Below are 24,327 nucleotides of genomic sequence, written 5' to 3' on the forward strand. Positions count from 1 at the left end.
ATTACCATGAAGTGAATAATCATTTATTCATGGATCTTACCTTCTGTATTATTTAAGTAGGCTATGCCGATAATTTTTTCATTATTAATTTACCAAGAAGGTTTACAATACCTGTGATGATGAAAAGGATTAGTCCTATTTCTACAAGTGATGTGTATTTTAAGCCTTCAGCTTCTCCAAATTGGTTTGCAATTAAACTAGCCATGGTATTCCCCAGATCAAAAATTCCTGCCGGGATTTTATTGGAGTTACCAATCAACATGGTTACTGCCATTGTTTCACCAATTGCTCTTCCCAAAGCGAGGATGTAACCTGCAAAAATTCCGGAACCTGCATTTGGGATAATAACATTCCTTACCACCTCGAAACGAGTAGCTCCGAGCGAGTAGGCTGCCTCCTTTAAACTACCGGGAACCATAGAGATTACCTCGGAACCTAAAGAGGAAGCATAAGGAATAATCATGATTGCCAACACAATGGAAGAAGTGAATATACCAAAGCCTTGCGCGTTAATACCTAATTCCGAGATTAAAGGTCTTAATGCATAAAATCCCCATAATCCATATACAACCGAAGGGATTCCTGCAAGAAGATCGATGACAGATCTTAAAAATGAAGGAAGCTTGCCGTGCTTAAAATATTCTCCTAAGAATAAAGAAATGGAGAAGGCGAATGGGAATGTTATTAATAAAGCCAGAATGGATGTCATCAAAGTGCCGATGATAAATGGAAGGGCACCGTATGATTCCCTGCCTTCGGTAGGATTCCAATCGGACGAGAAAATGAATCCAAATCCGTATTCTTTAAAAGAGGGGATGGATCCAACAAAAAGAGTAGCAACAATTCCTACTGCTATTAACACAATAAGAATACCGCTACTAGCCAGAAGATATTTGAATATTTTTTCGCTATTCATGAGCTTTATACAATTCAAAAAAATATAAGAACGAGCTTGTTTTTACGATAGTCCTGGAGAACTTTTTTCTTATCTAAGCCATAAGATGTTGTAAAAACAAGCTCGTTTAAACAATTAAGTCGGTTTATTATTTCAATGCTTTTCCCTTATAGGTTACTTTGGCAAGAACGGCTTTCGCTTTTGCAACAGCAGCCTTTGGAAGTGGAGCATAATTTACTTTTGTAGTTTCTTTTTGAGTAGCTTCGCTAACAATCCAGTTGATAAGTTTAACTGTTTGAGTGGCTTGATCTAAACTTCTGTTGTTATAGTTTTGTTCTTTATAGATGATCAGCCAAGTGAAACTTGAGATAGGATAACCTTCGGCAGCTGTAGTGTTCGTAAGACTAACCCTTGTGTCGGCAGGCATTTCTCCTTTTGCCGAAGCACTTACCGATTCAAGTGATGGAAGGATAAAGTTTCCTGCCTGATTTTGAATACTGGCAACCGGGATACCTTGAGCGAAAGCATACTCAGAACCGATATATCCAATAGCTCCTTTGGTTTGGCTAATGGTTCCGGCTACACCAGGATTTCCTTTAGCACCTATTCCCACAGGCCATTGTAAAGCTTTACCGGCACCAATTTTTGCTGCCCATTTTGTACTAACCTTACTCATATAATCACTGAAAATAAAAGTAGTACCACTACCATCAGAACGATAGACTACAGTAATTGCCAAGTCTGGTAAATTAACACCCGGATTAACAGCTGCAATCTTAGGATCATTCCAATTGGTAATTTTTCCCATAAATACACCTTCCATTAATTCAGGTGTAAATTTTAGAGCTGGTTTTCCCGGTAGATTATAAGCAGCAACAACAGCACCCAAACAAGTAGGAATATGAAGTACTTCGCCAGGCATATCAGCTAGCTTCTTATCACTCAGGAAAGCATCACTTGCACCAAAGTCAACAATTTTATCTTTTAAACTACGAATTCCACCGCCAGAGCCGATACCACCGTAAGTAACCAGCAAAGATTGTTCTTTTGTATAGGTTTTGAATATTTTATTGTAGAATGGCTGCGGGAAAGTAGCTCCGGCGCCAGTAATGGTTTTTGCTTTTGCGTTGCTTTCAGTTTTTTTCTTGCCTGCGTTTCCACAACTTACCATTAAGGCAACAGCAATGATGGCGGTAAAAAGCAATTGTAATTTTTTCATTTTTCCAGATTTTAATTTAAAAATGATTGTTTGAGGATTTTATTTATTTTTAAAAGTCAATAGAATAATTTCCATTTATATCAGAGGTCTTTACTTATCCTCTTTTTTGTACTACAATGATATAAACACAATATTACAGGAATGTTACAGGAATGTTAACAAATCGTTACATCTCGTAATATTCAGAAAATCAAGCTTTAGAATTTTTGTTGGCGTACAGTGTTTTTAATTTAGTGTCGAAATATTTATTTGATATCATGGATAAGAATTTACAAGCAGCAGCAGATAAAATCAAAACAGCCAGACATTTAATTGCCTTTACCGGAGCTGGTATATCGGTTGAAAGTGGTATACCTCCCTTTCGTGGGGAAAATGGCTTATGGAGCAAATATGATCCGCAATGTTTGGATTTGGATTTTTTTCATGCTCATCCCCAAAAAGCTTGGATAGCTATAAAATCTATCTTTTATGATTTTTTTGGAACAGCTCAATATAATCCGGCACATCAGGTATTGGCGAATTGGGAGCACGAGGGAATTTTAAAAGCCTTGATTACTCAAAATATAGATAATCTGCATCAGGAGGCTGGCAGCAAGAATGTGATTGAGTTTCATGGGAATTCACAGAAACTGATTTGCGAAGCTTGCCATCAACAATTTCTACCTTCAGATTTCGATTTGAAGGTTTTGCCTCCTTTGTGTCCGCACGACAGGAGTGTATTAAAGCCCGATTTTGTGTTTTTTGGAGAAGGTATTCCGGAGAAAGCTTACCAGCGTTCTATTTTGGAAGCTAAAAATGCGGATGTAGTATTAATTATTGGTACTACAGGCGAGGTAATGCCTGCGGCAATGATTCCACGAGAAGCCAAACAATATGGAGCTATTATTATCGAAATCAATACTGAAGTTTCGAATTATACCAATGAGATTACGGATATTTTTCTTCAAGGAAAAGCAAGCAATATATTAAAGGAGTTAGAGCAATCGATAATGTAAGAATTGTAACTTATTTTTTTGATTGCATGGCTTTTGCATTTGTTGTTGCTGTTTGTTTTTTAAGCGTGTTTATTGGGGGCGAGGTTTCTGTATCAAAATTAAAAAAGTATTATAGATGAAATTATTTTATATTTGTTGGCGATTTACGGGATAGGAAAGTTACACCTATCCTGAAAACAGACCTGGTTGAACCGGGAAAAATCAAAAATATTTTAATCAAAATAGAATTTCATGAAGTTATTAGAAGGAAAAACGGCGATTATTACAGGTGCCTCAAGAGGTATTGGTAAAGCGGTTGCAATTGAATTTGCAAAGCAAGGTGCTAATATTGCTTTTACTGATTTATTTTATAACGAAGTAGCAATTGAAACCGAGAAAGAAATTGCTTCTTATGGTGTGAAAGTGAAAGCTTATGCTTCCGACGCTAGCAATTTCGCAGATACTGATAAGGTAGTTAACGAGATTGTAAAAGAATTTGGAGCTGTTGATATTTTGGTAAATAACGCTGGTATCACTAAGGATACTTTATTAATGCGTATGACTGAAGAGCAATGGGATGCCGTTATAAATGTAAATTTAAAATCGGTATTTAACTTCACCAAAGCTGTACAAAGAACAATGTTGAAGCAACGTAGTGGCTCTATTATTAATATGAGTTCAGTTGTTGGAGTTAGTGGTAATGCTGGTCAGGCTAATTATTCTGCGTCTAAAGCAGGTATCATTGGATTTACCAAATCAGTAGCTAAGGAATTAGGTTCAAGAGGTATTCGTTCGAATGCTATTGCTCCTGGATTCATCATTACCGAGATGACTGGTAAACTTCCTGAAGACGTTCGCAAAGAGTGGGAAAGCAAAATTCCTTTAAGAAGAGGTGGTACTCCTGAAGATATTGCGAAGACTTGCGTTTATTTAGGTTGTGATTTATCAGCTTATGTTACCGGACAAACCATTCATGTTTGTGGTGGTATGAATATGTAAGAAAATATTATACAAGTTTACAAAGCCATCCTTCGGGGTGGTTTTTTTGATTTAACGAAATGGAGAGCTATTGTCATCCTGAAAAGGAGGAACGTAATGAAGGATTTCCACGAAACAGGCAATTAAAAAACGATGCTATAATCTCCAGCGGATGGTCGCCAAACAAAAAAATGATGTTCTAATCTCCAGCGGATAGCTTCCAAACAAAAAAACGGTGTTCTAATTTCCAGCGGATAGCCTTCAAACAAAAAAACGGTGTTCTAATTTCCAGCGGATGGTCATCAAACAAAAAAACGATGTTCTAATTTCCAGCGGATAGCCTCCAAACGAAAAAACCATGCTGTAATCTCCAGCGAGTAGGCTCCAAACAAAAAAATGAGCGGGCACTATTTTTTTAATAATCAAGCTCCTGGCGACAAAATTAGAATTGTCTGATGATGATGTGTGTTCTCTGTCTTACTATCAAGCCAAAGCAAAGTCCCCACAGCATATAGCAAAATAGATAGTAGACTGCACCATCTATATTTCCAGCTAATAAAATATCCCCGATCAGTAGGAGCGATCCGATAGAAAAACCACTTAGCAGTCCTTTTAATCCATTTATACGCGAAATTTTGGTACCTATTAAGATTGCTGTGGCAAACGAAGCTAAAAACAGGCACGTCCAGTCTACCATTAGCACATTTTGCCGCACCACAGTCCATGGAATTGCCAGCCCTTGAGCTAATTTATCGACAATTACGAATCCATACAGAAGAATTGTTAATAGTCCGCTTGCCACAGCTCCCCCAATTAACAGACGTTTCCAGTTTCTTTTTCTTCTCAACATAAATCAATCTATTTAAAAGAAGCAAATCGATAAGCCTTGGCTTTTCCGTTTACCAGTACTCCCAGCACACGCTCTTTGGGGTGCAACCTTGTATCTGTGAAATTAACAGGGAAGTTCACCGCAGAATTGGTAGGGTAATTACCGTATGGATTTATTCTATATTCTCTGTTGTAGCCTGTATTGGTTGATAAAATTTTGGAACCTGTCGTAATTGCCTTCCAGGTTTCAACAGAGGTTTCTAATACAAAGAGATTTTGTGATGGGGTAGTCTGGAGTTGTCCCTGAACACTTAGTTGCAACATCTGGCTCCAATTTGAATTTGTGTTTCGGTCATAAGGAACTACATTGCTATTGTATAAAAATCCCGATACGCCAAATGTAGTTTCCTGATTATTGATTACTCGGTTCCATACGGTTGCAGTTCCCGTTAGAGGGCAGAATACCACAGAAAAAGAGGTATTGCCAATTTTATCGTTTACGATTTCATGCCAATTCATAATAAAATGAGGATAGGCTCGTGCTTCGTCTTCCAACAAAACACCAATAACCAGAGCATCATCTTTTAAATTGGCAACCAAACCTTCATCTTTGGGGCTGGTAAATTGAGGATCGTCGATTGCAGGAATTGCATCTCTAAGTGCTCCAACAATCACCTGATCTCGGGGTACTAACCATCCATTGCTTCCTTGCACACTACTTCCTGTATTTTGAAGAGGAATGCTACTCTCGTATATTTCTAATCCGGGGTAAAATGCTCCCCAGGAGAACCAATATCCCATAAAAGCGTTCATTGGAGTTAATTGAGTTCCTTCATTCACTCCGTCAACTGCTAGTCCAAAGATATTGTAATTGCTTCCTTCATCATCTTTCATGATTATAGGAAGGGCTCCTTTTACGGCTTCGAAATGGAAGGTTTTACCATTTGCCATTGTTTTATAAGCTACCATGAAATTCCATCCTTCGCTACCGGCCACAACAAAATCTTCCCCTTCAAAACTGTCTGAGACAACTGCAATCTGAAAGGATGGCGGATTTTTAGGCGTGTCTTTTGGAGGAGGAGTATCGGTAAATACTTCATTCGATGAACTGCTGCAAGCGAATCCGAAAATCAGCAGTCCTAATATTAGGTTTTTAAATATCGAGTTCATTTTGTATCTGTTTTAATTGTTATAATTATCTATTGTCTTAGTCTTTTATTTTGTAAGCTTTATTTTTTTTAAAATTGAGCGTATAGTTAATTCCTATGTTTCCTTTAAATGAGGTTACTAATTGCGTACCTACAACATCTGTATGAATAGGTATTTCGAAATTAGAGTGCAAGTATATTTTTGGCGAAAGCTCTATGTCCAGACTAGGAACTAAATACATCCAGGAGCCACCTGTATTAGGAAAGCTGCTTCCGTTGTTTTCATCTTTTTGGGTATTTCTGTATTTAAATTGTAAGCTAGGGTTGAGAATCCATTTTTTTAGCAGGAAACTGTCTGTGAGGCCGATATTAATCACCATTTCGTTTCCAAACCGGTATTCTTGCTGCCCATCGTAACGACCAACCTGAAAACTATATCGGTAGCTAAATAGAGTATATAAACTTAGAGTAGGACGAAAAATGCCAAATCTGGAATAGGAAACTGCTCCAATACCATCCCAGGAACCTGTCCCTGGTTGTAAATCGGGAGGTAGTAGTAATCCAAATTCATTATCCGTTTTGGAAGTACTACCTGTAGGGAATTTGGGTCCCATGGCTAATAGCACCAGATTTTTTTTGTTTTGCAGAATAGCATATTGTCCGAGCAGAACGATATCTCCAATTCCACTGCTGGATTGAACGGTTTTACCAACATTGGATCGTACCGTTTGCTCCTGCCAAACGTATGGTAGCACAGTAGTAATTGCCCATTTATTATTTAAGGCATAAGTAAACCGCAGAATGGTACTGTTGGTTGATCTTTCTCTTTGCTTATCATTTAATTGAGAATTACCTGCATAAAGATCCTTCATGGTATTAAAATCATAGGAAAAATCAATCACCAGGTTCTCTCCGGTGTAAGATATCACACCGAGACTGCTGGATAAAGGAGCACCGCCGGTACAACAAGCTTGAGGATATGCTCTCAAAGGAATTATTATTATCAGGAAAATAAAGGTCTTTATAAATATTTTCATCGTAGAATTTCATAAGTTTTTGCTCAAGTACAATTTACAAACCCAATCCTGTTAAAACTGTCGCTATTACGACAATTGCCACTTTGGGGGATCCGGAGAGTCCGGAAATTAAGTTTGTGTTTACCTTTAAATAGATTAATTTTAAATAAGATAAAAGTTAAACCTTTATTAATGGATACATTGTTATGAAAAAATTACTTAAAAATGTTGGGCTAGCTGCCTTATTACTTTTTGCTATTGTGATAGGAAACCAGCAAAAAGCTTATGCGCATTGCGAAATTCCCTGTGGAATTTATGCCGATTCGTTAAGAATTGTAATGATTAGTGAGGACATTGCTACTATTGAAAAGAGCATGAATGAAATTAATAATCTCTCGGCTTCCGAATCCATCAATTATAACCAATTGGTTCGATGGATAAATAACAAGGAATTACATGCGAATAAAATACAGCAAATAGCTACGCAGTATTTCATGTTTCAAAGGGTAAAGCTTACTGACGACGCTGTAAAACAAAAAAAGAATCTGCAAATGCTCAGCTTACTGCATGAAATTTGCGTGTATGCTATGAAAACAAAACAAACTACAGATTTAAAGTATGTTGAGAAATTAAAGCATTTACTTCAGGAATTTTCCGAATTGTATTTTGAAGCTTCCGGGCATCATCATCACTAAAATTTAAGGAATGCAATTAATAACCCTTTCTGTATTGGAAAGGGTTTTTTTACTACTATATTTTTGCTCTAAGCATATAATTAGCTGCTTTGTGAATAAGGATTGTCAATTTTAATGAACTTCGTATTTGATTCTGGATTCATAAAAGAGAATGCCTTTTCGGTTGATATTTACTAAATTCACGAGAAAATGATATAAGACAATGAGAGATTCAATCTGGTGTTTTGAAAACGTCAATTTATTTCATATCCTATGTCCTCATAAGATTAGAGATTTTGAAAAGGATCATTTTGAGGGATTTAAAAAGGGAGATTTTATTTATTTTCCCGAGGATTCTTCAAAATCTATTTTTATGGTGAGCAAGGGAAAGGTTAAGATTGTAAGCTATAATAGCGATGGAGAAGAGGTTGTGAAAGCTATTTTAGGTAAGGGGGAGATATTTGGAGAAAAAGCCTTGTTGGGGGAAGATAAGCGAGGCGATTATGCTTTGGCATGCAGCGAGCCAACAGAATTATGCCCTATGAGGTTACCGGATATGCATCAGTTAATGAGGGATAATGAAAAATTTGGCTTGTCGATTTACAAATTAATAGGCTTTCGTATTAAAAAAATGGAAAGACGACTGGAATCCTTACTCTTTAAGGACGTAAAAACCCGCTTGTGCGATTTTTTGAAGGAGATGGCTGAAGAAAATGGTGTTTCCGTAGGCTCCGAAATTGTAATACCTTATTTTTTTACCCAGAAAGATTTTGCCGATCTGATTGGCACAAAACGCGAAACAGTTACTCGTTTGTTTAATGAACTAAAACAAGAAGAACTTATAGATTATAGCAGAAAGGAAATTAGAATAAAATCACTGGAGAATCTCTAATTTCTTTCAAATAATATGCTATATGTGATCTGGCTTACATTTATTGTTCTTCCGGCTATTTACTTTTGAAATAAAGTGATTAACCAACAAAATGTAAGACATGAAAAAGTTACTATTATTTACAGTGGCAAGTATATTTTTGCTATCAGCTTGCAACAATGATGATGATGATGAGAATGTGATCCCAACTCCTAAAAAAGGTATGTTTACGGTTCGTGTAGAAAATGTTCAGCAAGCCAAAGATTTCTTCGCTTCGGGAATGACGGATGCGGTTGGCCCCGGATCTGGTGTTTCCTTTAGTTTTAATGCCGGAAAGGGAGCACATCTTTCCTTTGCTGCTATGTTTGTTCAATCTAATGATTTATTCTATGCTTTTGCCGATTCTGGCTTGGCTTTATACGATTCTAATGGCAACGCAGTAAGTGGAGATGTAACCAATCAGGTAATGTTATGGGATGCTGGTACTGAAGTAAATCAGGAACCCGGTGTAGGTTCTGATCAAGCGCCAAGACAATTGGCTGCTAATACTGGTACTGCTGAGAATGGGACTGTGAAAATGCTAAGTGACGTTATGGATGGATTTACCTATCCTGCTACAGCTGATGTAATTCAGGTTGTAATTAGCCATGATGGTGGTACAACTTTTACGCTTACCCTTAATAACGTCTCAGATCAAAATGCTTTTCAAACTCCTTTGGCTCCTGGTGTTTGGGTTGTTCATAACTCCGGCATGCCAATTTTCACTTCAAATATGGCTGCGGCTAATGGATTAGAAGGATTGGCTGAGGATGGTGCGAATTCGGATACCGGAACTTATTTGGCAGACAATAGCGGTTATGTTTCTCCATTTGCACCCGGAGTATTTGCAATCCACACCAGTGGTAATCCTTTATTTACTAATGGAGAAATGCAATCAGGCAATGGATTGGAAGCTTTAGCCGAGGATGGCAGTCCCGCAGATCTGGATAACTCATTGGTGGGATTAACCGGAGTTGTGGAACACGGTGTTTTTTCTGTTCCTGTTGGCGCAAGTGCAGGAGCTCCAATATTCCCGGGAGGAATGTATGAGTTTAGCTTTGAGGCAAGTGAAGGAGATTACCTGAGTATTGCCAGTATGTTAGTTCAATCCAACGATTTATTTGTTTCCTTCGATGATATGGGAATTGCATTATTTAATAACGGACAGCCTCTTAGCGGTGATTTAACGGCAATGTTGATGTTGAGAGATGCAGGAACCGAACAAAATGAATTTCCGGGTGCGGGAAATAATCAGGCTCCACGACAAGTCAGTGCCAATACAGGTGTAGATGAGGCTGGAAATGTGGGATTAGTTAATGATAGTTTTACTTATCCGGCAGTAGGCGATTTAATTAAGGTAACGATTAGTTCAAACTAGAATAAATGTTTCGGGAGTCAATGGTGGTAGATTTGATTCCCGGGATTATTTTTAGCTAAGCTCAATTCTTTAATCCAATATAAGGTAGGCTCCGAACGACTTATCCTGAAAAGGACTTACCAATGGCAAATAGCCATGAAGTAATTTGCCATTTTTCATTTGTAAGGGATATTTGCTACTCATTTCCCGATGGAATTCATCGAATGTAGTTTTTGGTTTGTAATAGGTTTTGAAAATGCCTTTCGCATCCTGATCTAAATATTTTTCCAGAAAATGGCACAAAATTCCCATGTTATATCTTAGATTAATTTCCACACAAGCTTGTATCCTTATTTCCCCGGATTTATCTTTGAATAGCATACAGTCAACACTCAAATAGCCATGATAATGATCCGTTATTCCGACTTGCTTTATAGCCTGTCCAACTTGCTTAGCTAGTCTCTCTATTTCATTTTTGGGAAGATATTGCTTTATCTCATCAGGGATTACACCCAATAAAGTTCCTACGTATTGTCCGTTGGAGTTAGTTTCAAAAAAAGATGGGCCAATATATCTCAAATCATTTTTTGCATTACTGAAAAACTGCAGCGAGAAATCATATTTTTTGTCTAGTAGTGCCTCTGCCATTATATATCCCTGTGCTGCAATTGTGCCTTGTATCCATTGTTTGTTGGATTTATTTAGTTCCGATTGCCTTAAAACCAGCAATCCTCTTCCTGAAGAACTCCAGGGAGCTTTCAGTACCATCTGAGGCCATTCTTCCAATAATTTTTCTACTTCCGAGCTATTATAGCAAACACGAGCGATATATTTTTTTTCGATAAAACCTTGTTCTTGCTCACTGCTTAATATTTTGGAAAGAACCTTCAAGGCAGTTTTCCTGCTATATAAATTACGGTGCTCAGGTTTCCATTGTGCATTTTCTTGCCTTAAAAAATCGGCACTGCATTTTTGCTTTAATTGCTTGAAAAGATAATGAACACGAGGACTCCATCCCCAAGGATGTAATTGGTTTATTTCCTGGCTAAAACAATTCTTATTTTGTAAGGCTTCAGTCATCAGAAGAAATCTGGGATAATTGATTCCTGCACTTTCTAGAATTGACAAAAATGAAGGATCAGGCATTTGCTGTACAAGCACAATATCCTGTTGATTCGCAAAATACATCGGCAATACATCTAAATCTTTTTCAAATAAAGCCAGAGTCTTATTCGGCATAAAGCTAACGGTGTTGTTCGCGATAGCCAATTCACAGGTTGGATTGTAGAAAAATAGATTTGGACTAGATGTAGGTTGCATATGATGATTGGTATGATATTCAATTCGTGAAACAAAAGTAGAAGAATTCTAATTACCTTTGATTTTCCGCATCAAAAATCATAAAATGAAATTTCAGAAAGCTCTTGTTCATGGTAAGTTGGTGAAGCGATATAAACGTTTCCTGGCAGATGTAATGCTTGATAGTGGGGAAGTGGTAGTTGCACATTGCACCAATTCAGGTAGTATGAAATCTTGCATAGAGGAAGGTGCCGAAGTTTATTTAAGTCCGGCTGATGATCCAAAGAGAAAGACTCGCTTCACTTGGGAAATGATTAAAATAAACCATGCCTGGATTGGAGTTAATACGACTATTCCTAATGTGTTGGTTTTTGAAGCTGTTTTAAATCAGCAGATACCCGAATTGGCTGGATACCTAAATGTGAAGCGCGAAGTTACCTTTGAAGATAGTCGTTTTGATGTGTTTGCGTCCAATGAAAAGGAGGATTGCTTTATAGAGGTGAAAAATGTGAGTATGAAAGAGGGTAGATATGCTCGTTTTCCGGATGCAGTTACAGCAAGAGGAAAAAAGCATTTAGAGACTTTAATGAGAGTGAAACAAAACGGGATGAGGGCTGTAATGGTGTATGTCATTCAACGATCAGATGTGGATATCTTTGGATCTGCTGCTGATATCGACCCTGAGTATGCCAAAACCCTAATAAAAGCATTGAAGTGTGGTGTAGAGATAATGCCAATGAGGGCAAATGTTACACCAGAAGGAATAGAATTAGAGCACAAATTGGCTTATGATTTAAATGCCTAACGGATTTGGAATTAAGAAATAAAATCAAGTAATATTTATGTTAAAATTTCATTGAGCTTAGCGGAGGGACAATAAAGTCACCGATACCATTGAAAAAAAAGTGGGAGTTAATAGTAGCATCTCCATACCACCTATCTATAGTGCGGCAATAGAAGTCAACAAAAGAAAGAGAACCGACCAATTGGTTTGAGTCCGAAACACCCATAAAATGGTACTTCCCGCATCTGCGCAAGCTAAAGCCACTATCGGGATGACACTCCGCGCATGCGTGGGAGCTCAAGTCAACAGTGGCGCGATAGCAAACACATATGCGGGAGCTCATCCCGACATTTCTTTATGCTGCGCAGCCGTGCGGAGGTCTAAGTCACGATTGACTTGGCTTCCCGCAGACTTGCTGACCTCACTTCAAGCGTGACTTGAGCCCAAACAGTCGTGGGGATGCCATTTTACAATTGAGGTGCTTCCACGCACATGTGGGCACTGTTTCCCAATATTGGGATAGCTTCGCGCAGTTGTGGCATGCCCATCCGGATTGTGACTTGGCTTCTCGCAGTTGTGGGGACATAAAAATCAATATTTAAGACCGCTTTTACGATACATTACCACTAAGTAAGGTATGGCAATCTTAAAACTGCAATACAATTTGATATCAAATAGAGTCTTTAATAATATAATTCCTAGCTAGATCAAGCCAAAAAATGAAGACGGGTTGGGGCGAAGCACCAATTTAATTCAACAATATTGGTGGAATAATGTTTAGGCCAGGATTTGATATTGGATGAAAATTTATTGCAGGCATTTTTTATCTCTATTTGTTTTTTTGTTCTTTTGTGGTGAATTTTAAAAACAATAAATCAATGTTAAAGATTTTATCCTATATACTTAGTGCATTATTTTATTTCTTGTTTTTCCTGGTTCTGATAATTTTTCATCCGATTCAGTTTATTAGCTTAAAACTATTCGGATATCAGGGGCATAAAACTTCAGTGGATGTTTTGAATTTCTTTCTCATGCGATCGGTAGGAATATTGGGTGTGCGAACCACCTATGATGGCAATCGTAATTTACCTACCAATAGACCATTAATTGTTGTTTCAAATCATCAGGGAACCTACGATATTCCCCCTTTAGCATGGTTTTTTCGCAAGCATCATCCTAAGTTTATTTCCAAAATTGAGTTGGCTAAAAATATTCCAAGTGTATCCTTTAATCTTCGCCATAGTGGGGCAGCATTAATCGATAGAAAAAATAGAGCACAAGCTATTCCTGAAATTTATAAACTCGGGCAGTTAATTGCTAAAAACAATTATGCAGCCTGTATTTTTCCAGAAGGTACCCGAAGCAGAACAGGTAAAATGAGGCCTTTTAAATCCGGAGGAATTGAAGCCTTATTAAAAGCTGCTCCCCATGCTTTAATTGTGCCTTTTGTCGTGGATGGAAATTATAAAATTGAAAAAAATGGCAGGTTTCCATTGAATATTGGAGATCGGGTATCTTATTCTATTTTGGAGCCAATAGAACCTGGCGAACGAACAGCTACTGAAATTACAGCCTTGGTCGAAGAAAAAATTCGCGAGAAGTTAAATTAATAAAGCAACAGATGAATTGTAGAGCAGTGAAAACAGCTTTGGTAGTTGAAGGAGGTGCTATGCGGGGTATTTTTGCTGCAGGAGTTCTAGATCGATTTTTAGAGGACGGATTTCAACCATTTGATTTTGTCGTTGGTGTATCTGCTGGAGCAATTAATGCTGCTGCATTTCTGGCAGGACAAAAGGGGAGAAATTTAGAAGTTTTCACCAAATACTCTCTTTATCCGGAATATATTAATTGGCGAAAATTTGTTACAGGTGGTCATTTACTAGATTTGGATTGGCTTTGGGATATCACAACAAAGAAACTTCCTATTAACACGAATATTCTATTTGCAAACTCTGTTGATTTTGAGATTGGGGTGAGCTTGAATATAAATGGCTCCTCCAGATTCATTAGACCTAATGCAGAGAATTTAAGTCATGTGATGAAGGCAAGTTGTACAGTGCCATTATTCTATCGGAATTATTTGAAAATTGATGGGCAGACAGTATCGGATGGTGGAGTATCTGCTCCTATTCCCATTAATAGAGCTGTTGAAAAAGGAGCCTTAAAAATTATGGTAATTCGCTCCAGATCCAAGGACTATAGGATGAAGCAGGGAATGGAAAATAAACTATCACGTTTTCTATTTCGAAATCATCCTGGTTTATCTAAAGCAATTCAAAACCGCCCTGAGGTGTACAATTCCAGTATTGATTTTATTCAAAATCCTCCCAAAAACATTAAAATAGTAGATGTTTGCCCGCCAAATACCTTTCGAACAAAACGTTTCACAAAAGATTTTCAAACATTAATGGATGATTATCATTTGGGAGTTGAAAGTGGCGATAAAGCTATTTTTGAATGGAATTCAATTTAAATTTCAAATTCTTTTAAACCATTTTCATCATTTGTTGTCTTATCAAGGAATAAGATAACCCGGCATAAAACGATTGTGTGTAAAAAGTTAATAATTATCTAAAAGTATAGATTCTTATAGCCTTTTCGACAAGGAATTGTATGTTTTCCGGAACAACTTAATAAACCATATAAACAACTCTCATGAATCGATTTATTTCACTCTTGTTTTTTTCCCTTTGTTTCAATTCACTTCAGGCAATTGAACCATCTATAAAACCAAATATCTATGGAGGTATCATCAAAGGTGTTGTCGTGGATAAGGATTTAAATATTCCGGTTGAGTATGCAACTGTATCAGTTTATACAATGCTTGATTCCTTATTAATTGACGGTACTATTACTGATGGAAAAGGCTTTTTTGAATTGAAGAAGCTTAAACCAGGAAAGTATTTTATTGAAGTTTCTTTTATAGGATATAATAAGGCGGCTGTTCGCAATATTCCTATTAATAAAACTCACAAAACAGCAGATTTAAAGATTGTAAAACTTAGAGTTTCCAGCGAGTCTTTAGATGAGGTAGTCGTAACTTCAGAGCGATTGCCTGTTCAATATCAAATTGATAAGAAAGTAATTCCAGTAAGCCGACAAATTACTGCGGCTAGTGGAACTGCTGTGGATGTTTTAGAGAATGTTCCATCCGTAAGTGTCGATATTGAAGGAAATATTAGTCTTCGGGGAAGTTCTAATTTCACTGTTCTGGTGGATGGAAAACCTTCTATATTAGATGCATCAGATATATTAGAACAAATGCCGGCAAGCGCTATTGATAATATCGAAATCATCACCAATCCTTCCGCAAAATATGACCCGGAAGGAACTGCTGGAATTATTAATATCATTACAAAAAAAAATAAGGGTAAGGGTTTAAGTGGTATTACGAATTTAAATCTGGGTAGTCAGGATAATTATGGTGGTGATGTTTTGGTGAACTACCGAAAGAAAAAATGGAATTTCAACTTTGGAGTGAATTATAATAATAGAGGATTTTCAGGAGATAGAGAATCCGAAAATAGGACTATTTTGGATGAGGTCACTAATTATGTGGTTTCTCAAGGTAATTCGGATATGGAGAGATTATCTTATGGACTTCGATCCGGGTTTGATTTCGATCTGAATGAAAAGAATCAGTTATCTGCCGGTATTAGACTTGGTAAAAGAGACATGAAACGTGGCACGATTCAGGATTATCAGGAATATTCAGATGCTGGAAATGATCTAACGCTTTATGACAGTCAGGATTTATGGAAGCGCAAAATGGATTTCATAAGTTCCAACTTTAGTTATTTGAGAAAATTTAAAGGTAAAGGACATCAGTTATCTACACAAATCACCTATTCTCACAGGGATGGAGATGAGAGATCTACTAATGAGTTGTTTGATTCGAATCAACAACAGACTTCTGGTCAAATTGCTACAGAAGTAGGCCCGGGAACACGATGGGAAATTCGTTCGGATTATACTTTGCCATTAGGCAAAGATTCTAAATTCGAAGCTGGCTACCAAGGACAAATTCGTTCCAGTGAAGACAATACCAAACAAAACGATTTCAATGTCGCTAATGAATTATATGAATATCAGGATCAATTTAGCCATATGGTGACTTACGATAGAAGTGTTCATGGGTTATATTCTACCCTTGCAAGTAAAATTGGATTGTTTAGTTATCAGCTAGGTCTCAGGTCTGAGTATACAAATCGTAAGATTGAATTTCAAGGGGAAGCTGATAAATTTACAATTGATCGATGGGATTTCTTTCCAACCATTCATACTCAATATGATTTAGACTCAAAGAATCAACTTATGGCTAGTTATACTCGACGTATACAAAGGCCTAGAGGATGGTACTTAGAACCATTTATTACCTGGACTGATGCCTATAATGTGAGAAAAGGAAATCCTGATTTAAATCCTGAATATATAGATTCCTATGAGATGGGCTTTATGAATCGGTTTGGAGATCAGGCCTTTTCTTTTGAGACGTATTATAAGATTACTCATAATAAAATAGAACGAGTGAGAACTGTTTACGAGGATAATGTGATGCTCAGCACTATGGATAATGTTGGTAAGGATTATTCATTAGGGATGGAGGCTACTTTAAATCTGAGTTTTGCGAAATGGTTTAAAAATGATTTAATCGGTAATTTCTATCATTATAAAGAAGAGGGGGAGTTTGCAACAGTTAATTCTAACGGTGATGAAATTATTCAAGACTTTTCCACGAAGAGTTATAATTGGAGTATCCGAAATAATGCCACTTTCATTTTTGATAAAAAGACAAGATTGCAAGTAAATATGAACTATCATTCTCCTACAGATTGGGCACAAGGACGAAGAGAAGCATTTTTCACTACTTCAGCAGGCCTGAAAAGAACTTTTTGGAAGAGGAAGATGTCTGCTACATTGCAGGTCAGGAACATTTTAGGTACTGCAAAGCATGAAACCACGTATACTGGGACAAACTTTTATAATCATAGCTTATTTGAACCAAAATCACCTAGTTTTCATCTTAATATTAGCTATAAAATCAATAATTACAAGCAGAAAAGAGATCGTGGATCTAATGGTGGAACAGATGTTGAGGAATTTGAAATGCAATAAAATAGGATTTTAATTTTCGTAATAAATCAATATTGCATCAGTTATAATAAAGCTTATTGTATTAATGCAATGAGCTTTTCTATTTTCATATATAATCTGATTTTCAATGAATCAATGCTGAAACAACTATAATAGATCCTGTAATAATATTGATGCCAATCACCATTTTACGAAATTTCTCAGCATCAATTTTTCCTGAGAATTTTGCTCCAACATGAGTACCAAAAAATAGAATTGGTAAGCAGAATAATGCAAGATTTATAGATTCGGATTCAATCATTCCCTTCATGACAAATGCTGCAGTAGTAAAAAATGCCGAGAAAGTACTAAACCATGCAAAAACACCGCGGAATTTATTTTTTTGATATCCTTTTCTATTCATGGCAATTACTAACGGTGGCCCTCCAACAGAAATGCTACTGTTTAAAATACCACTTATGAAACCTGCAAACACGATAGGTAATCCCTTAAATCGCTTGGCCAATTTCACTTTTCCTAGCATCTTTAATGAAAAAAGAACTACTAAAATACCTGTAATTAAACGTAGAGTATCACTACTTACATACTCTAGAGCATAAACCCCTAAAGGAATACCACCTAAACTAGCAATGAACATTGGTATAAAATAATAGGCTTTAATTTTTTCCTGCAGTTTGAATAGTATAACAATGCTGGTAATTAGATTAAATAAACTCATCGCAGGTACTAGTACTTGCATTGGAAATAGAAGAGATAGAAAAGGAACGGCCAGTAATGCAAAACCAAATCCAGTCATACCTTTAATTATAGCAGCAGAAAGTATCACTATAGTGCAGAGTATTATTTGAATGATGGTAATATCATGCATGTAATAGGCATTTAAATATTAAAAATATCCTTAAAGTTAGCGGAAAGACTTTTAATTGGCACGTTAAATTTATTTAAAAGTTATAAAGCTTAAAGTGTTTCTTTTAAAAATGGGAATAAGGAATGAATTTGTATAGCCACATTATTCATAAATAATTTCACAGAAATAGCCAATAAAATAATTCCAAATACTTTACGAAGTATATGTATTCCTGAATCGCCTAAAATACGTTCTACCCAATTTGTAGATTTTAGAACTATATAAACAAAAGCTAAATTCAAGACTAATGCCACAATAATATTTTCCATTGCATATTCAGCGCGAAGCGAAAGAACGGTAGTGAAGGAACCCGCACCTGCAACTAAAGGAAAGGCTATTGGTACAATAGATATCCCACTTGGTCCATCATATTTTATAATTTCAATTCCAAGCACCATTTCCGCACCCATAATAAATAGGATAAAAGAACCCGCAATAGCAAAGCTGGATAAATCAACTCCAAATAATCCAAGTAATTTTTCTCCTAAGAATGTAAATAGTATTAAAACTCCAAGAGCTACCAGTGTTGCTTTCAAGGCTTCAATTTGACCACCTTTGGCTTTTAAATCAAGTATTATTGGAATTGATCCAATAATATCAATTACAGCAAAAAGAACTATCGAGGTGGATATTATTTCAAGAAAATTTAGATGCATAACAATTAGATCTTTAGTAGTTTCGAACTAAAAATAGTTAAAACTAAGTGCATAAAACAACGAAAGTGAATAATTACTAAATGAACTATCGAATAATGAGATCCTGATCAGGATCTTAAAATTGAATTGTTGTAAAATTAACAAACATTACTATATATGTGAAAAAATTAAATTCGTGCGAAGGTAATTTATTTTTTGGATATCCACCTTATTGTACCAATTTTTAAGAAGAATTATTGCTTAGAAATTTTACAAATACTAAAAAAAAGTGGGAGAAGAGTTTTTAGATCTTATCCCACCTTGTAATAATCAGTATTTGGTATGTTTTTATTTTTCATTCTTACCAGGGATAAAATTCAGCGAGATACTATTGACACAATGTCTTGTATTTTTATCTGTGAATCTTTCCCCTACAAAAACATGGCCTAAATGTCCATTGCAATTTCCACATACTATTTCAACTCTTCTTCCGTCGATATCTGGAATTCTTTTTACCGCACCTTCAATTTCATCATCAAAACTTGGCCATCCACAATGAGAATCAAATTTATCAGTCGATCGGTAAAGAGGAGCATTACATTGTTTGCAGGTATAAATTCCTATATTTGTATTGTTTAAGTATTTACCTGTTCCCGGATATTCTGTTCCTTTATAAAGAATAACGCGTTTTTCAGCTTCAGTTAATTTATTGTAATTCCCTTTACTCATCGTTTGTTGTGCTATTAAATTAAAACCTATTAGGTTTATAAGGATAATTAATGTTCCTATTTTCTTCATCACGCTTTCTTTTATCAATATTGCTCTAATGGTATCCCTCATTACAATAGACAATATTCTATTATTGGTTATTTTGTTCTGTCAAATTATCATCTGATTCATTCTTCATTTTCTGATCCAAAATTGCTTGAATCATTATTTCTGGATTAGACCATGGTATAAAGTGATTTACATCATTCATAAGTCTGTAATTCACGTTCTTCTGGAATTGCAAATAATAGTATAGAGTTTTGTATGGAACCAATACATCTTTTTTTCCTTGAATGTAGAAAGTTGATACGTTTATATCACACAAACGATTTTCATTTTTTTCTAAATTTTCAGATAAAGCCATCATTTCCATATTGCTTACGCTTAAATCATGCGGGATTAATCTTTTGCTTAAACCTCCAGAGGCAATTATATTATACCATCTTGCTTTTTGATACTTAGGAGATAGACAAGGAGCCACATAAATTGCATTAGAAATTTTATCCGGATAATCCAGAATACTCTGTTCTAAGATGGCACCACCATAGGAATGACCCACGACAATAAATTTTTCGGAGCTAGCTCCAAAATAATCCATCACTCGTGCCGCAACTTGAGCTTGATTTTTAAGTGAAGTTTGAACGGGTATATTTGTTAATCCATATCCCGGGCGATCATAAGAGATCATGCAAAACTTAGTGCGCAATAAACTATCCTTAAATATATTTTTAAAGTCGAACCAAACCCCTGGTGAACCATGAATGAATAGAATTTTAGGCTTTTTTAAATCCCCTATATGAATAGCATGGATCTTATAATTTTTGAATGGAATAAAATTGCTTTGAGTTCTAATATTATTTTTTTGTAATTCTAAAAGAACTTTACGATCATCAAATTGAGAGTGAAATTTTTGAAAAAAAAATACAATTATAATGCTGAATATAAACGCAATTATCCCAAAAAAAATTACAATTTTTTTTACTCGTTTTTTCATTATCGGCTTGTAAGATTGTACCTAGGTGTAATAAAATACAATTTAGTCTTAAATACAAACAGAAAATGTTATAATTCCTTAATTAGTAGATTTATTCAGTATGGTAAGTATTAGTTGTTTCTGGAAGAAGTTAATTATTATTAGCAACAGAATAGCGAGATATATTATAAATGCTTATTGATTAATTTTATGAAATCATCTTTTTTTACTGGTTTAGCAATATAATCATCACAACCATTTATAAGGGACTTTTGCTTATCTCCCAACATAGCAAATGCTGTTTGGGCAATGATTGGAAGATTAGGTCTTATTTTTTTTATGGCTTGAGTAGCTTCGTATCCATCCATTAACGGCATTTTAATATCCATTAGCACTAAATCTATATTATCATGTTCTTTGCACAGTTCTATGGCTTCCAGTCCATTGCTGGCAACCAATACTTTACATTGCAAATGATAAAGTAACTCTTCGAAGTATATGCGATTAAATTCTTCATCTTCAACAACCAGTATAGTTTTACCTTTAGTGCTATTCATAGTTAACCTTTCGTTTATAGATTCAAAAATAAACTATATCTATGAACTTTAAAAATGATTTTTTTAATTATTATCTCTAAAAAAAACATGCAATGATGTTGGTGATTCTTTTAAATGTATTTATAAATATTTGAGTTGAATTTAAATAGTAGAGTTGTTATATATTTTTCATTAATTCTTCAAATCGATTAAAGAAACAACTTAAATGATATCCATCCAGAAGTGCGTGATGTGCTTCAACACTAACCGGCATCATCAATTGATTATTTTCTTCAAATATTTTACCGAATACAATTTTTGGAATAGAATCCTCCTTATCAAACATTCGTGGATGCTTAATACTTGTGAAATTCCTCCATGGTATTACGGAAACATAAATGAGATTTAAATCATTTTTCGTTACAAAGTGATCTTGATTTTTGGCTGTATCAATTGCATCGCATGTGCTGGAATAAAATTTTGGGAATTCTTTATGATAATTGAAATAACAAAAATTGAATGTGTTATTTTTTTTAAAAACGGTAGTAGTCCCGTTTATCTTTTGAAATTCAAGGACTTTATCTTCTGATATTCTAAGTCTAAATTCTGATATTTCATTCATTGCCTGCAATGCTTTATGCATGTAGTGTACAAAAAATGATTCCTTGGTTTTCTTTACTTCATTGTATAAATTAGTACAGATTACATTAGAAGAGGCACCAAACATAGGATCATCGAAGTTTTTAAAAAATTGATATTGTGCTTTCCTATTCCAGTTTTCTATTTCAATTTCCTTCATATTTTTTTTATTTTACTCAATTTTCCAGAATAAATATTGACAAATGAGTTGAGACAAATGTAATTTTATTTCTGAATAGATGAAAAATGCATAGTTCTTTGCTAAGTTATTCTATTCCTGGCTGAATTAGCTATTAGGATAATGTTTGTAAATTATATATCTTCGAAATATAGAACATAAATAATTAAAAATTAATTTAAAATGACAAATAATAATGAAATTGCATGTGTCTTTGTAGGATCTTTTATTGATGTACAATATTATAAGGAAAGATTAGAAGAAATTGGGATTTCTTCACTTACCAAGGATGAATTTAGTTCAGGAATGATTGTTGGTATGGGAGGAATTCCTGATTCCATTGAATTATTCGTGGAAGAATCTGATTTGGAAAAGGCTAAAAAAATAATAAGAAATATTAGAAATGAGGAGAATTAACTGATTATTAAATATTTCTTAGCCCATTTTAATCTCTCCGGGTTTAATTCCCCGCTGCTTGCAGCGTAAAGTTTATAGTTTTGTGTATGAAAGAAAGTCGTTATATACATAAATCACACAATGTTTCCATATTGTTGTATCATTTTGTCTGTTCAGCAAAGTATCGACGAGTTGTTTTCAGTGAGATGGTGGATGAAACCTTGAAGGATATCTGCCTTGAAATAGAAAAGCGTTATGAGATTCATTTTTTAGAAATTGGTACAGACAATGATCATGTTCATTTTTTGGTTCAGTCAGTTCCTATGAAAAGTCCGACACAAATAATAAAGATGCTAAAAAGTATAACTGCTCGAGAGATATTTCGATGCCATCCAGAGGTAAAAAAACAATTGTGGGGAGGCGAATTTTAACAGATGGTTATTTTGTTAGTACAGTTGGTAAGCACGGGAATGAGAGTACAATCTCAATATATGTTAGAGATCAAGGAGTAGAGAAAGAATATAAATGTCTACATAAGAATAAACAATTGGTTTTGTTTTAAGCCAAGTAGCAGATACCCCGTCTGCTTGCAGCGGGGAGATTCATTAAAACATGAGGTATATGAAAAAATTAATATTTGTTCTTACTTTATTATCCATTGGGATAATTGTATTTGCTTAATGTGCCACAACAATAAGCTTGATTTTGAGTGAAAAATTAAATGCATTTGCCGAATTGTATGGTTTCCTTCCTGGTAAAGGGAAAAATGATCATCGGTGGGATGGAGGTCTCACTTACGAAGTAAATGAAAATTTACAGCTTGATATTTCAACAGGAATTGGTTTAAGTAAGGTTTCTCCAGATTTTTTTCCTAGCTTAGGATTATCAATAAGAATGCCGTAAGGCAGTTTATTACATCAATTCAGAGAAAGTTTGATTTGTTTTACAATTCAAACTTTTTTTGTGCTCTGAAATTGAATGCTTTATCGATAGAAGTGGATTTTGCAAACGGCATGATTTAATAATTTTGGATTCCTATTTGGCTCTTAAAGCATGCCTCTGATTTCTATAAAAGATTAAAAAATCATTTTTTTCTACAGTTTGAAAGGTTTCAATAATATCAATTCTCCCGCTTTTTATTAATAATTCTGCAGCTGTAGGAGGGCTTTGTTAGAAAGAATCATTTCTATTCTTAGAGAATAATCCATTTTGAATGTTCTATTATATTGAAAAATGCTTACTCAAGCAACTTTCTTTTTAATGCTTTTTGTTTTTCTAATCATGGAAATCGAATAAAGTATCAATGCAAACCATATTAAACTAAATGCTATTGCCTGTTCGTGATGAAATGTCTCGCCATATACAAAGATACCAATTAGCAGCATGAGACTTAGATCAAGATATTGCATAAAACTAAGAAGCCGATAAGAGAATTCGTTGTGCTCCTTTTGAAACCAATAAAGAGGTAGAGTGGTTGCTATTCCGGTGATAATTAGATAAATATAAATATTTTCCGAAATGGTGAATAAAGCTCCAGAACCTAACCACATTTTATAGATAATATAAATTCCGGCAAGGGGTGCGAGTAAAAGTGTTTCTATCATTAAGGCTGGAATAGCAGAAATTCCAGAGTTTTTTTTACCAAGCCATACATTCCAAATGAGATTGCCAGAAATAAAGCAATTAGAGGGAATTTCCCATAATCCACGGTAAGGTAAATTACAGCGATAGCAGCTATTATTAAGGCAGTAATTTTTAGTTTATCTAATTTTTCATTAAAACAATCATACCTAATATCATATTTACAATTGGATTGATATAATATCCCAGACTAGCTTCTACAATTTGATTGGAATTAACAGCGTAAATAAAGATCCCCCAGTTGGAGCCTATAAGTATGGAGGAGAGAAGTAAGGAATTACGGTTTTTTCTTTGTTTAAGTAAATCGAATATACTGCTTTGTTTTCGCCATAAGATGAACAAGCATAAAAAAACAAAGGATCAAAAGATCCGATGGGCTAAAATTTCTAAAGCAGAAACTTGGGTTAAGTAATTTTTAGAATATTGGTAGAATACCCCTCAGGCAAAAAATGCTTGAAGGGCATAAACATATCCCATC

Annotated in this window: 24 protein-coding genes and 1 pseudogene; 12 read left to right on the forward strand and 13 right to left on the reverse strand. The window is 35.2% G+C overall.

Annotated features, from left to right (window positions below):
- Positions 1-61 precede the first annotated feature (61 nt).
- Together pstC and pstS are read right to left on the reverse strand one after the other, a co-directional pair.
- Entirely contained in the window at positions 62-916 is an 855-nt protein-coding gene (pstC, locus tag DLK05_RS11780; protein ID WP_127344205.1) for a phosphate ABC transporter permease subunit PstC, read from the reverse strand.
- Positions 917-1,043: 127 nt separating this feature from the next.
- Positions 1,044-2,114 carry a phosphate ABC transporter substrate-binding protein PstS gene (gene pstS / locus DLK05_RS11785; protein WP_127344206.1) on the reverse strand — a complete coding sequence of 357 codons (1,071 nt, stop codon included), beginning with the start codon at positions 2,112-2,114 and terminating at the stop codon, positions 1,044-1,046.
- A gap of 257 nt (positions 2,115-2,371) precedes the next feature.
- On the opposite strand from pstS, the gene DLK05_RS11790 reads away from it, so the two are divergent.
- A complete protein-coding gene (locus DLK05_RS11790; RefSeq protein WP_127344207.1) occupies positions 2,372-3,109 on the forward strand; it encodes an SIR2 family NAD-dependent protein deacylase in 738 nt (245 codons plus the stop codon).
- A gap of 231 nt (positions 3,110-3,340) precedes the next feature.
- Positions 3,341-4,087, forward strand: coding sequence for a 3-oxoacyl-[acyl-carrier-protein] reductase (fabG, locus tag DLK05_RS11795; protein WP_127344208.1), 747 nt, complete (start codon positions 3,341-3,343; stop codon positions 4,085-4,087).
- Between the two features lie 421 nt (positions 4,088-4,508).
- Here fabG and DLK05_RS11800 read toward each other — a convergent pair whose 3' ends face one another.
- Genes DLK05_RS11800 through DLK05_RS11810 form a run of 3 tightly spaced genes read right to left on the reverse strand, consistent with a single transcriptional unit; the run spans position 4,509 to position 7,079 of the window.
- Positions 4,509-4,916 carry a hypothetical protein gene (locus tag DLK05_RS11800; RefSeq protein WP_127344209.1) on the reverse strand — a complete coding sequence of 136 codons (408 nt, stop codon included), beginning with the start codon at positions 4,914-4,916 and terminating at the stop codon, positions 4,509-4,511.
- A gap of 8 nt (positions 4,917-4,924) precedes the next feature.
- Positions 4,925-6,064: a DUF3179 domain-containing (seleno)protein gene (locus DLK05_RS11805; protein WP_127344210.1), complete on the reverse strand. Its 1,140-nt coding sequence runs from the start codon at positions 6,062-6,064 to the stop codon at positions 4,925-4,927.
- 37 nt (positions 6,065-6,101) lie between these two features.
- On the reverse strand, positions 6,102-7,079 hold the full coding sequence (locus tag DLK05_RS11810; protein ID WP_127344211.1) for a transporter: 978 nt from the start codon (positions 7,077-7,079) through the stop codon (positions 6,102-6,104).
- 185 nt (positions 7,080-7,264) lie between these two features.
- On the opposite strand from DLK05_RS11810, the gene DLK05_RS11815 reads away from it, so the two are divergent.
- The 3 genes from DLK05_RS11815 (at position 7,265) to DLK05_RS11825 (ending at position 10,020) form a co-directional block, all read left to right on the forward strand.
- On the forward strand, positions 7,265-7,753 hold the full coding sequence (locus tag DLK05_RS11815) for a superoxide dismutase [Ni] (RefSeq protein WP_127344212.1): 489 nt from the start codon (positions 7,265-7,267) through the stop codon (positions 7,751-7,753).
- A 202-nt stretch (positions 7,754-7,955) separates the two neighbouring features.
- Positions 7,956-8,624: a Crp/Fnr family transcriptional regulator gene (locus DLK05_RS11820; protein WP_127344213.1), complete on the forward strand. Its 669-nt coding sequence runs from the start codon at positions 7,956-7,958 to the stop codon at positions 8,622-8,624.
- A gap of 100 nt (positions 8,625-8,724) precedes the next feature.
- Positions 8,725-10,020, forward strand: coding sequence for a spondin domain-containing protein (locus DLK05_RS11825; protein WP_127344214.1), 1,296 nt, complete (start codon positions 8,725-8,727; stop codon positions 10,018-10,020).
- Positions 10,021-10,089: 69 nt separating this feature from the next.
- Here the strand turns inward: DLK05_RS11825 and DLK05_RS11830 are convergent, their stop codons facing one another.
- Complete coding sequence (locus DLK05_RS11830) at positions 10,090-11,319, reverse strand: hypothetical protein (RefSeq protein ID WP_127344215.1); 1,230 nt, start codon at positions 11,317-11,319, stop codon at positions 10,090-10,092.
- An 85-nt stretch (positions 11,320-11,404) separates the two neighbouring features.
- Between DLK05_RS11830 and sfsA the strand changes: the two genes are divergently transcribed.
- The 4 genes from sfsA (at position 11,405) to DLK05_RS11850 (ending at position 17,197) form a co-directional block, all read left to right on the forward strand.
- A complete protein-coding gene (sfsA, locus tag DLK05_RS11835) occupies positions 11,405-12,103 on the forward strand; it encodes a DNA/RNA nuclease SfsA (RefSeq protein ID WP_127344216.1) in 699 nt (232 codons plus the stop codon).
- An 857-nt stretch (positions 12,104-12,960) separates the two neighbouring features.
- Entirely contained in the window at positions 12,961-13,692 is a 732-nt protein-coding gene (locus tag DLK05_RS11840; protein ID WP_127344217.1) for a lysophospholipid acyltransferase family protein, read from the forward strand.
- An 11-nt stretch (positions 13,693-13,703) separates the two neighbouring features.
- The gene (locus DLK05_RS11845) at positions 13,704-14,555 is read left to right on the forward strand and encodes a patatin-like phospholipase family protein (RefSeq protein WP_127344218.1); all 852 of its coding nucleotides are present in this window, start codon (positions 13,704-13,706) and stop codon (positions 14,553-14,555) included.
- 182 nt (positions 14,556-14,737) lie between these two features.
- On the forward strand, positions 14,738-17,197 hold the full coding sequence (locus DLK05_RS11850; protein ID WP_127344219.1) for a TonB-dependent receptor: 2,460 nt from the start codon (positions 14,738-14,740) through the stop codon (positions 17,195-17,197).
- Positions 17,198-17,300: 103 nt separating this feature from the next.
- Here the strand turns inward: DLK05_RS11850 and DLK05_RS11855 are convergent, their stop codons facing one another.
- From DLK05_RS11855 to DLK05_RS11880, 6 genes are all read right to left on the reverse strand, one after another.
- Positions 17,301-18,044, reverse strand: coding sequence for a sulfite exporter TauE/SafE family protein (locus tag DLK05_RS11855; RefSeq protein ID WP_127344220.1), 744 nt, complete (start codon positions 18,042-18,044; stop codon positions 17,301-17,303).
- 89 nt (positions 18,045-18,133) lie between these two features.
- A complete protein-coding gene (locus DLK05_RS11860) occupies positions 18,134-18,739 on the reverse strand; it encodes a MarC family protein (RefSeq protein ID WP_127344221.1) in 606 nt (201 codons plus the stop codon).
- Positions 18,740-19,066: 327 nt separating this feature from the next.
- Positions 19,067-19,516 carry a methionine-R-sulfoxide reductase gene (locus DLK05_RS11865; RefSeq protein WP_127344222.1) on the reverse strand — a complete coding sequence of 150 codons (450 nt, stop codon included), beginning with the start codon at positions 19,514-19,516 and terminating at the stop codon, positions 19,067-19,069.
- Positions 19,517-19,577: 61 nt separating this feature from the next.
- Complete coding sequence (locus DLK05_RS11870) at positions 19,578-20,480, reverse strand: alpha/beta fold hydrolase (protein ID WP_127344223.1); 903 nt, start codon at positions 20,478-20,480, stop codon at positions 19,578-19,580.
- 164 nt (positions 20,481-20,644) lie between these two features.
- Entirely contained in the window at positions 20,645-21,016 is a 372-nt protein-coding gene (locus DLK05_RS11875) for a response regulator (protein ID WP_127344224.1), read from the reverse strand.
- Positions 21,017-21,173: 157 nt separating this feature from the next.
- On the reverse strand, positions 21,174-21,794 hold the full coding sequence (locus DLK05_RS11880) for a CatA-like O-acetyltransferase (RefSeq protein ID WP_127344225.1): 621 nt from the start codon (positions 21,792-21,794) through the stop codon (positions 21,174-21,176).
- A 201-nt stretch (positions 21,795-21,995) separates the two neighbouring features.
- Here DLK05_RS11880 and DLK05_RS11885 point away from each other — a divergent pair, with 201 nt between their 5' ends.
- The 3 genes and pseudogenes from DLK05_RS11885 (at position 21,996) to DLK05_RS11895 (ending at position 23,111) form a co-directional block, all read left to right on the forward strand.
- The gene (locus tag DLK05_RS11885) at positions 21,996-22,229 is read left to right on the forward strand and encodes a putative signal transducing protein (RefSeq protein ID WP_127344226.1); all 234 of its coding nucleotides are present in this window, start codon (positions 21,996-21,998) and stop codon (positions 22,227-22,229) included.
- A gap of 86 nt (positions 22,230-22,315) precedes the next feature.
- Positions 22,316-22,770 (forward strand): annotated as a pseudogene (tnpA, locus tag DLK05_RS11890) (IS200/IS605 family transposase).
- A gap of 143 nt (positions 22,771-22,913) precedes the next feature.
- Entirely contained in the window at positions 22,914-23,111 is a 198-nt protein-coding gene (locus DLK05_RS11895) for a transporter (protein WP_209319853.1), read from the forward strand.
- A 338-nt stretch (positions 23,112-23,449) separates the two neighbouring features.
- Here the strand turns inward: DLK05_RS11895 and DLK05_RS11900 are convergent, their stop codons facing one another.
- A complete protein-coding gene (locus tag DLK05_RS11900; RefSeq protein ID WP_127344228.1) occupies positions 23,450-23,812 on the reverse strand; it encodes an EamA family transporter in 363 nt (120 codons plus the stop codon).
- Positions 23,813-24,327 lie beyond the last annotated feature (515 nt).

Origin of the sequence: Ancylomarina longa, assembly GCF_003996985.1 — a bacterium.
GTDB lineage: Bacteria > Bacteroidota > Bacteroidia > Bacteroidales > Marinifilaceae > Ancylomarina_A > Ancylomarina_A longa.

Bases quoted from the DNA above. Each gene is read 5' to 3' on its own strand.
- pstC (WP_127344205.1), bottom strand. From the start codon at position 916: ATGAATAGCGAAAAAATATTCAAATATCTTCTGGCTAGTAGCGGTATT.
- pstS (WP_127344206.1), bottom strand. From the start codon at position 2,114: ATGAAAAAATTACAATTGCTTTTTACCGCCATCATTGCTGTTGCCTTA.
- DLK05_RS11790 (WP_127344207.1), top strand. From the start codon at position 2,372: ATGGATAAGAATTTACAAGCAGCAGCAGATAAAATCAAAACAGCCAGA.
- fabG (WP_127344208.1), top strand. From the start codon at position 3,341: ATGAAGTTATTAGAAGGAAAAACGGCGATTATTACAGGTGCCTCAAGA.
- DLK05_RS11800 (WP_127344209.1), bottom strand. From the start codon at position 4,916: ATGTTGAGAAGAAAAAGAAACTGGAAACGTCTGTTAATTGGGGGAGCT.
- DLK05_RS11805 (WP_127344210.1), bottom strand. From the start codon at position 6,064: ATGAACTCGATATTTAAAAACCTAATATTAGGACTGCTGATTTTCGGA.
- DLK05_RS11810 (WP_127344211.1), bottom strand. From the start codon at position 7,079: ATGAAAATATTTATAAAGACCTTTATTTTCCTGATAATAATAATTCCT.
- DLK05_RS11815 (WP_127344212.1), top strand. From the start codon at position 7,265: ATGAAAAAATTACTTAAAAATGTTGGGCTAGCTGCCTTATTACTTTTT.
- DLK05_RS11820 (WP_127344213.1), top strand. From the start codon at position 7,956: ATGAGAGATTCAATCTGGTGTTTTGAAAACGTCAATTTATTTCATATC.
- DLK05_RS11825 (WP_127344214.1), top strand. From the start codon at position 8,725: ATGAAAAAGTTACTATTATTTACAGTGGCAAGTATATTTTTGCTATCA.
- DLK05_RS11830 (WP_127344215.1), bottom strand. From the start codon at position 11,319: ATGCAACCTACATCTAGTCCAAATCTATTTTTCTACAATCCAACCTGT.
- sfsA (WP_127344216.1), top strand. From the start codon at position 11,405: ATGAAATTTCAGAAAGCTCTTGTTCATGGTAAGTTGGTGAAGCGATAT.
- DLK05_RS11840 (WP_127344217.1), top strand. From the start codon at position 12,961: ATGTTAAAGATTTTATCCTATATACTTAGTGCATTATTTTATTTCTTG.
- DLK05_RS11845 (WP_127344218.1), top strand. From the start codon at position 13,704: ATGAATTGTAGAGCAGTGAAAACAGCTTTGGTAGTTGAAGGAGGTGCT.
- DLK05_RS11850 (WP_127344219.1), top strand. From the start codon at position 14,738: ATGAATCGATTTATTTCACTCTTGTTTTTTTCCCTTTGTTTCAATTCA.
- DLK05_RS11855 (WP_127344220.1), bottom strand. From the start codon at position 18,044: ATGCATGATATTACCATCATTCAAATAATACTCTGCACTATAGTGATA.
- DLK05_RS11860 (WP_127344221.1), bottom strand. From the start codon at position 18,739: ATGCATCTAAATTTTCTTGAAATAATATCCACCTCGATAGTTCTTTTT.
- DLK05_RS11865 (WP_127344222.1), bottom strand. From the start codon at position 19,516: ATGAAGAAAATAGGAACATTAATTATCCTTATAAACCTAATAGGTTTT.
- DLK05_RS11870 (WP_127344223.1), bottom strand. From the start codon at position 20,480: ATGAAAAAACGAGTAAAAAAAATTGTAATTTTTTTTGGGATAATTGCG.
- DLK05_RS11875 (WP_127344224.1), bottom strand. From the start codon at position 21,016: ATGAATAGCACTAAAGGTAAAACTATACTGGTTGTTGAAGATGAAGAA.
- DLK05_RS11880 (WP_127344225.1), bottom strand. From the start codon at position 21,794: ATGAAGGAAATTGAAATAGAAAACTGGAATAGGAAAGCACAATATCAA.
- DLK05_RS11885 (WP_127344226.1), top strand. From the start codon at position 21,996: ATGACAAATAATAATGAAATTGCATGTGTCTTTGTAGGATCTTTTATT.
- DLK05_RS11900 (WP_127344228.1), bottom strand. From the start codon at position 23,812: ATGATAGAAACACTTTTACTCGCACCCCTTGCCGGAATTTATATTATC.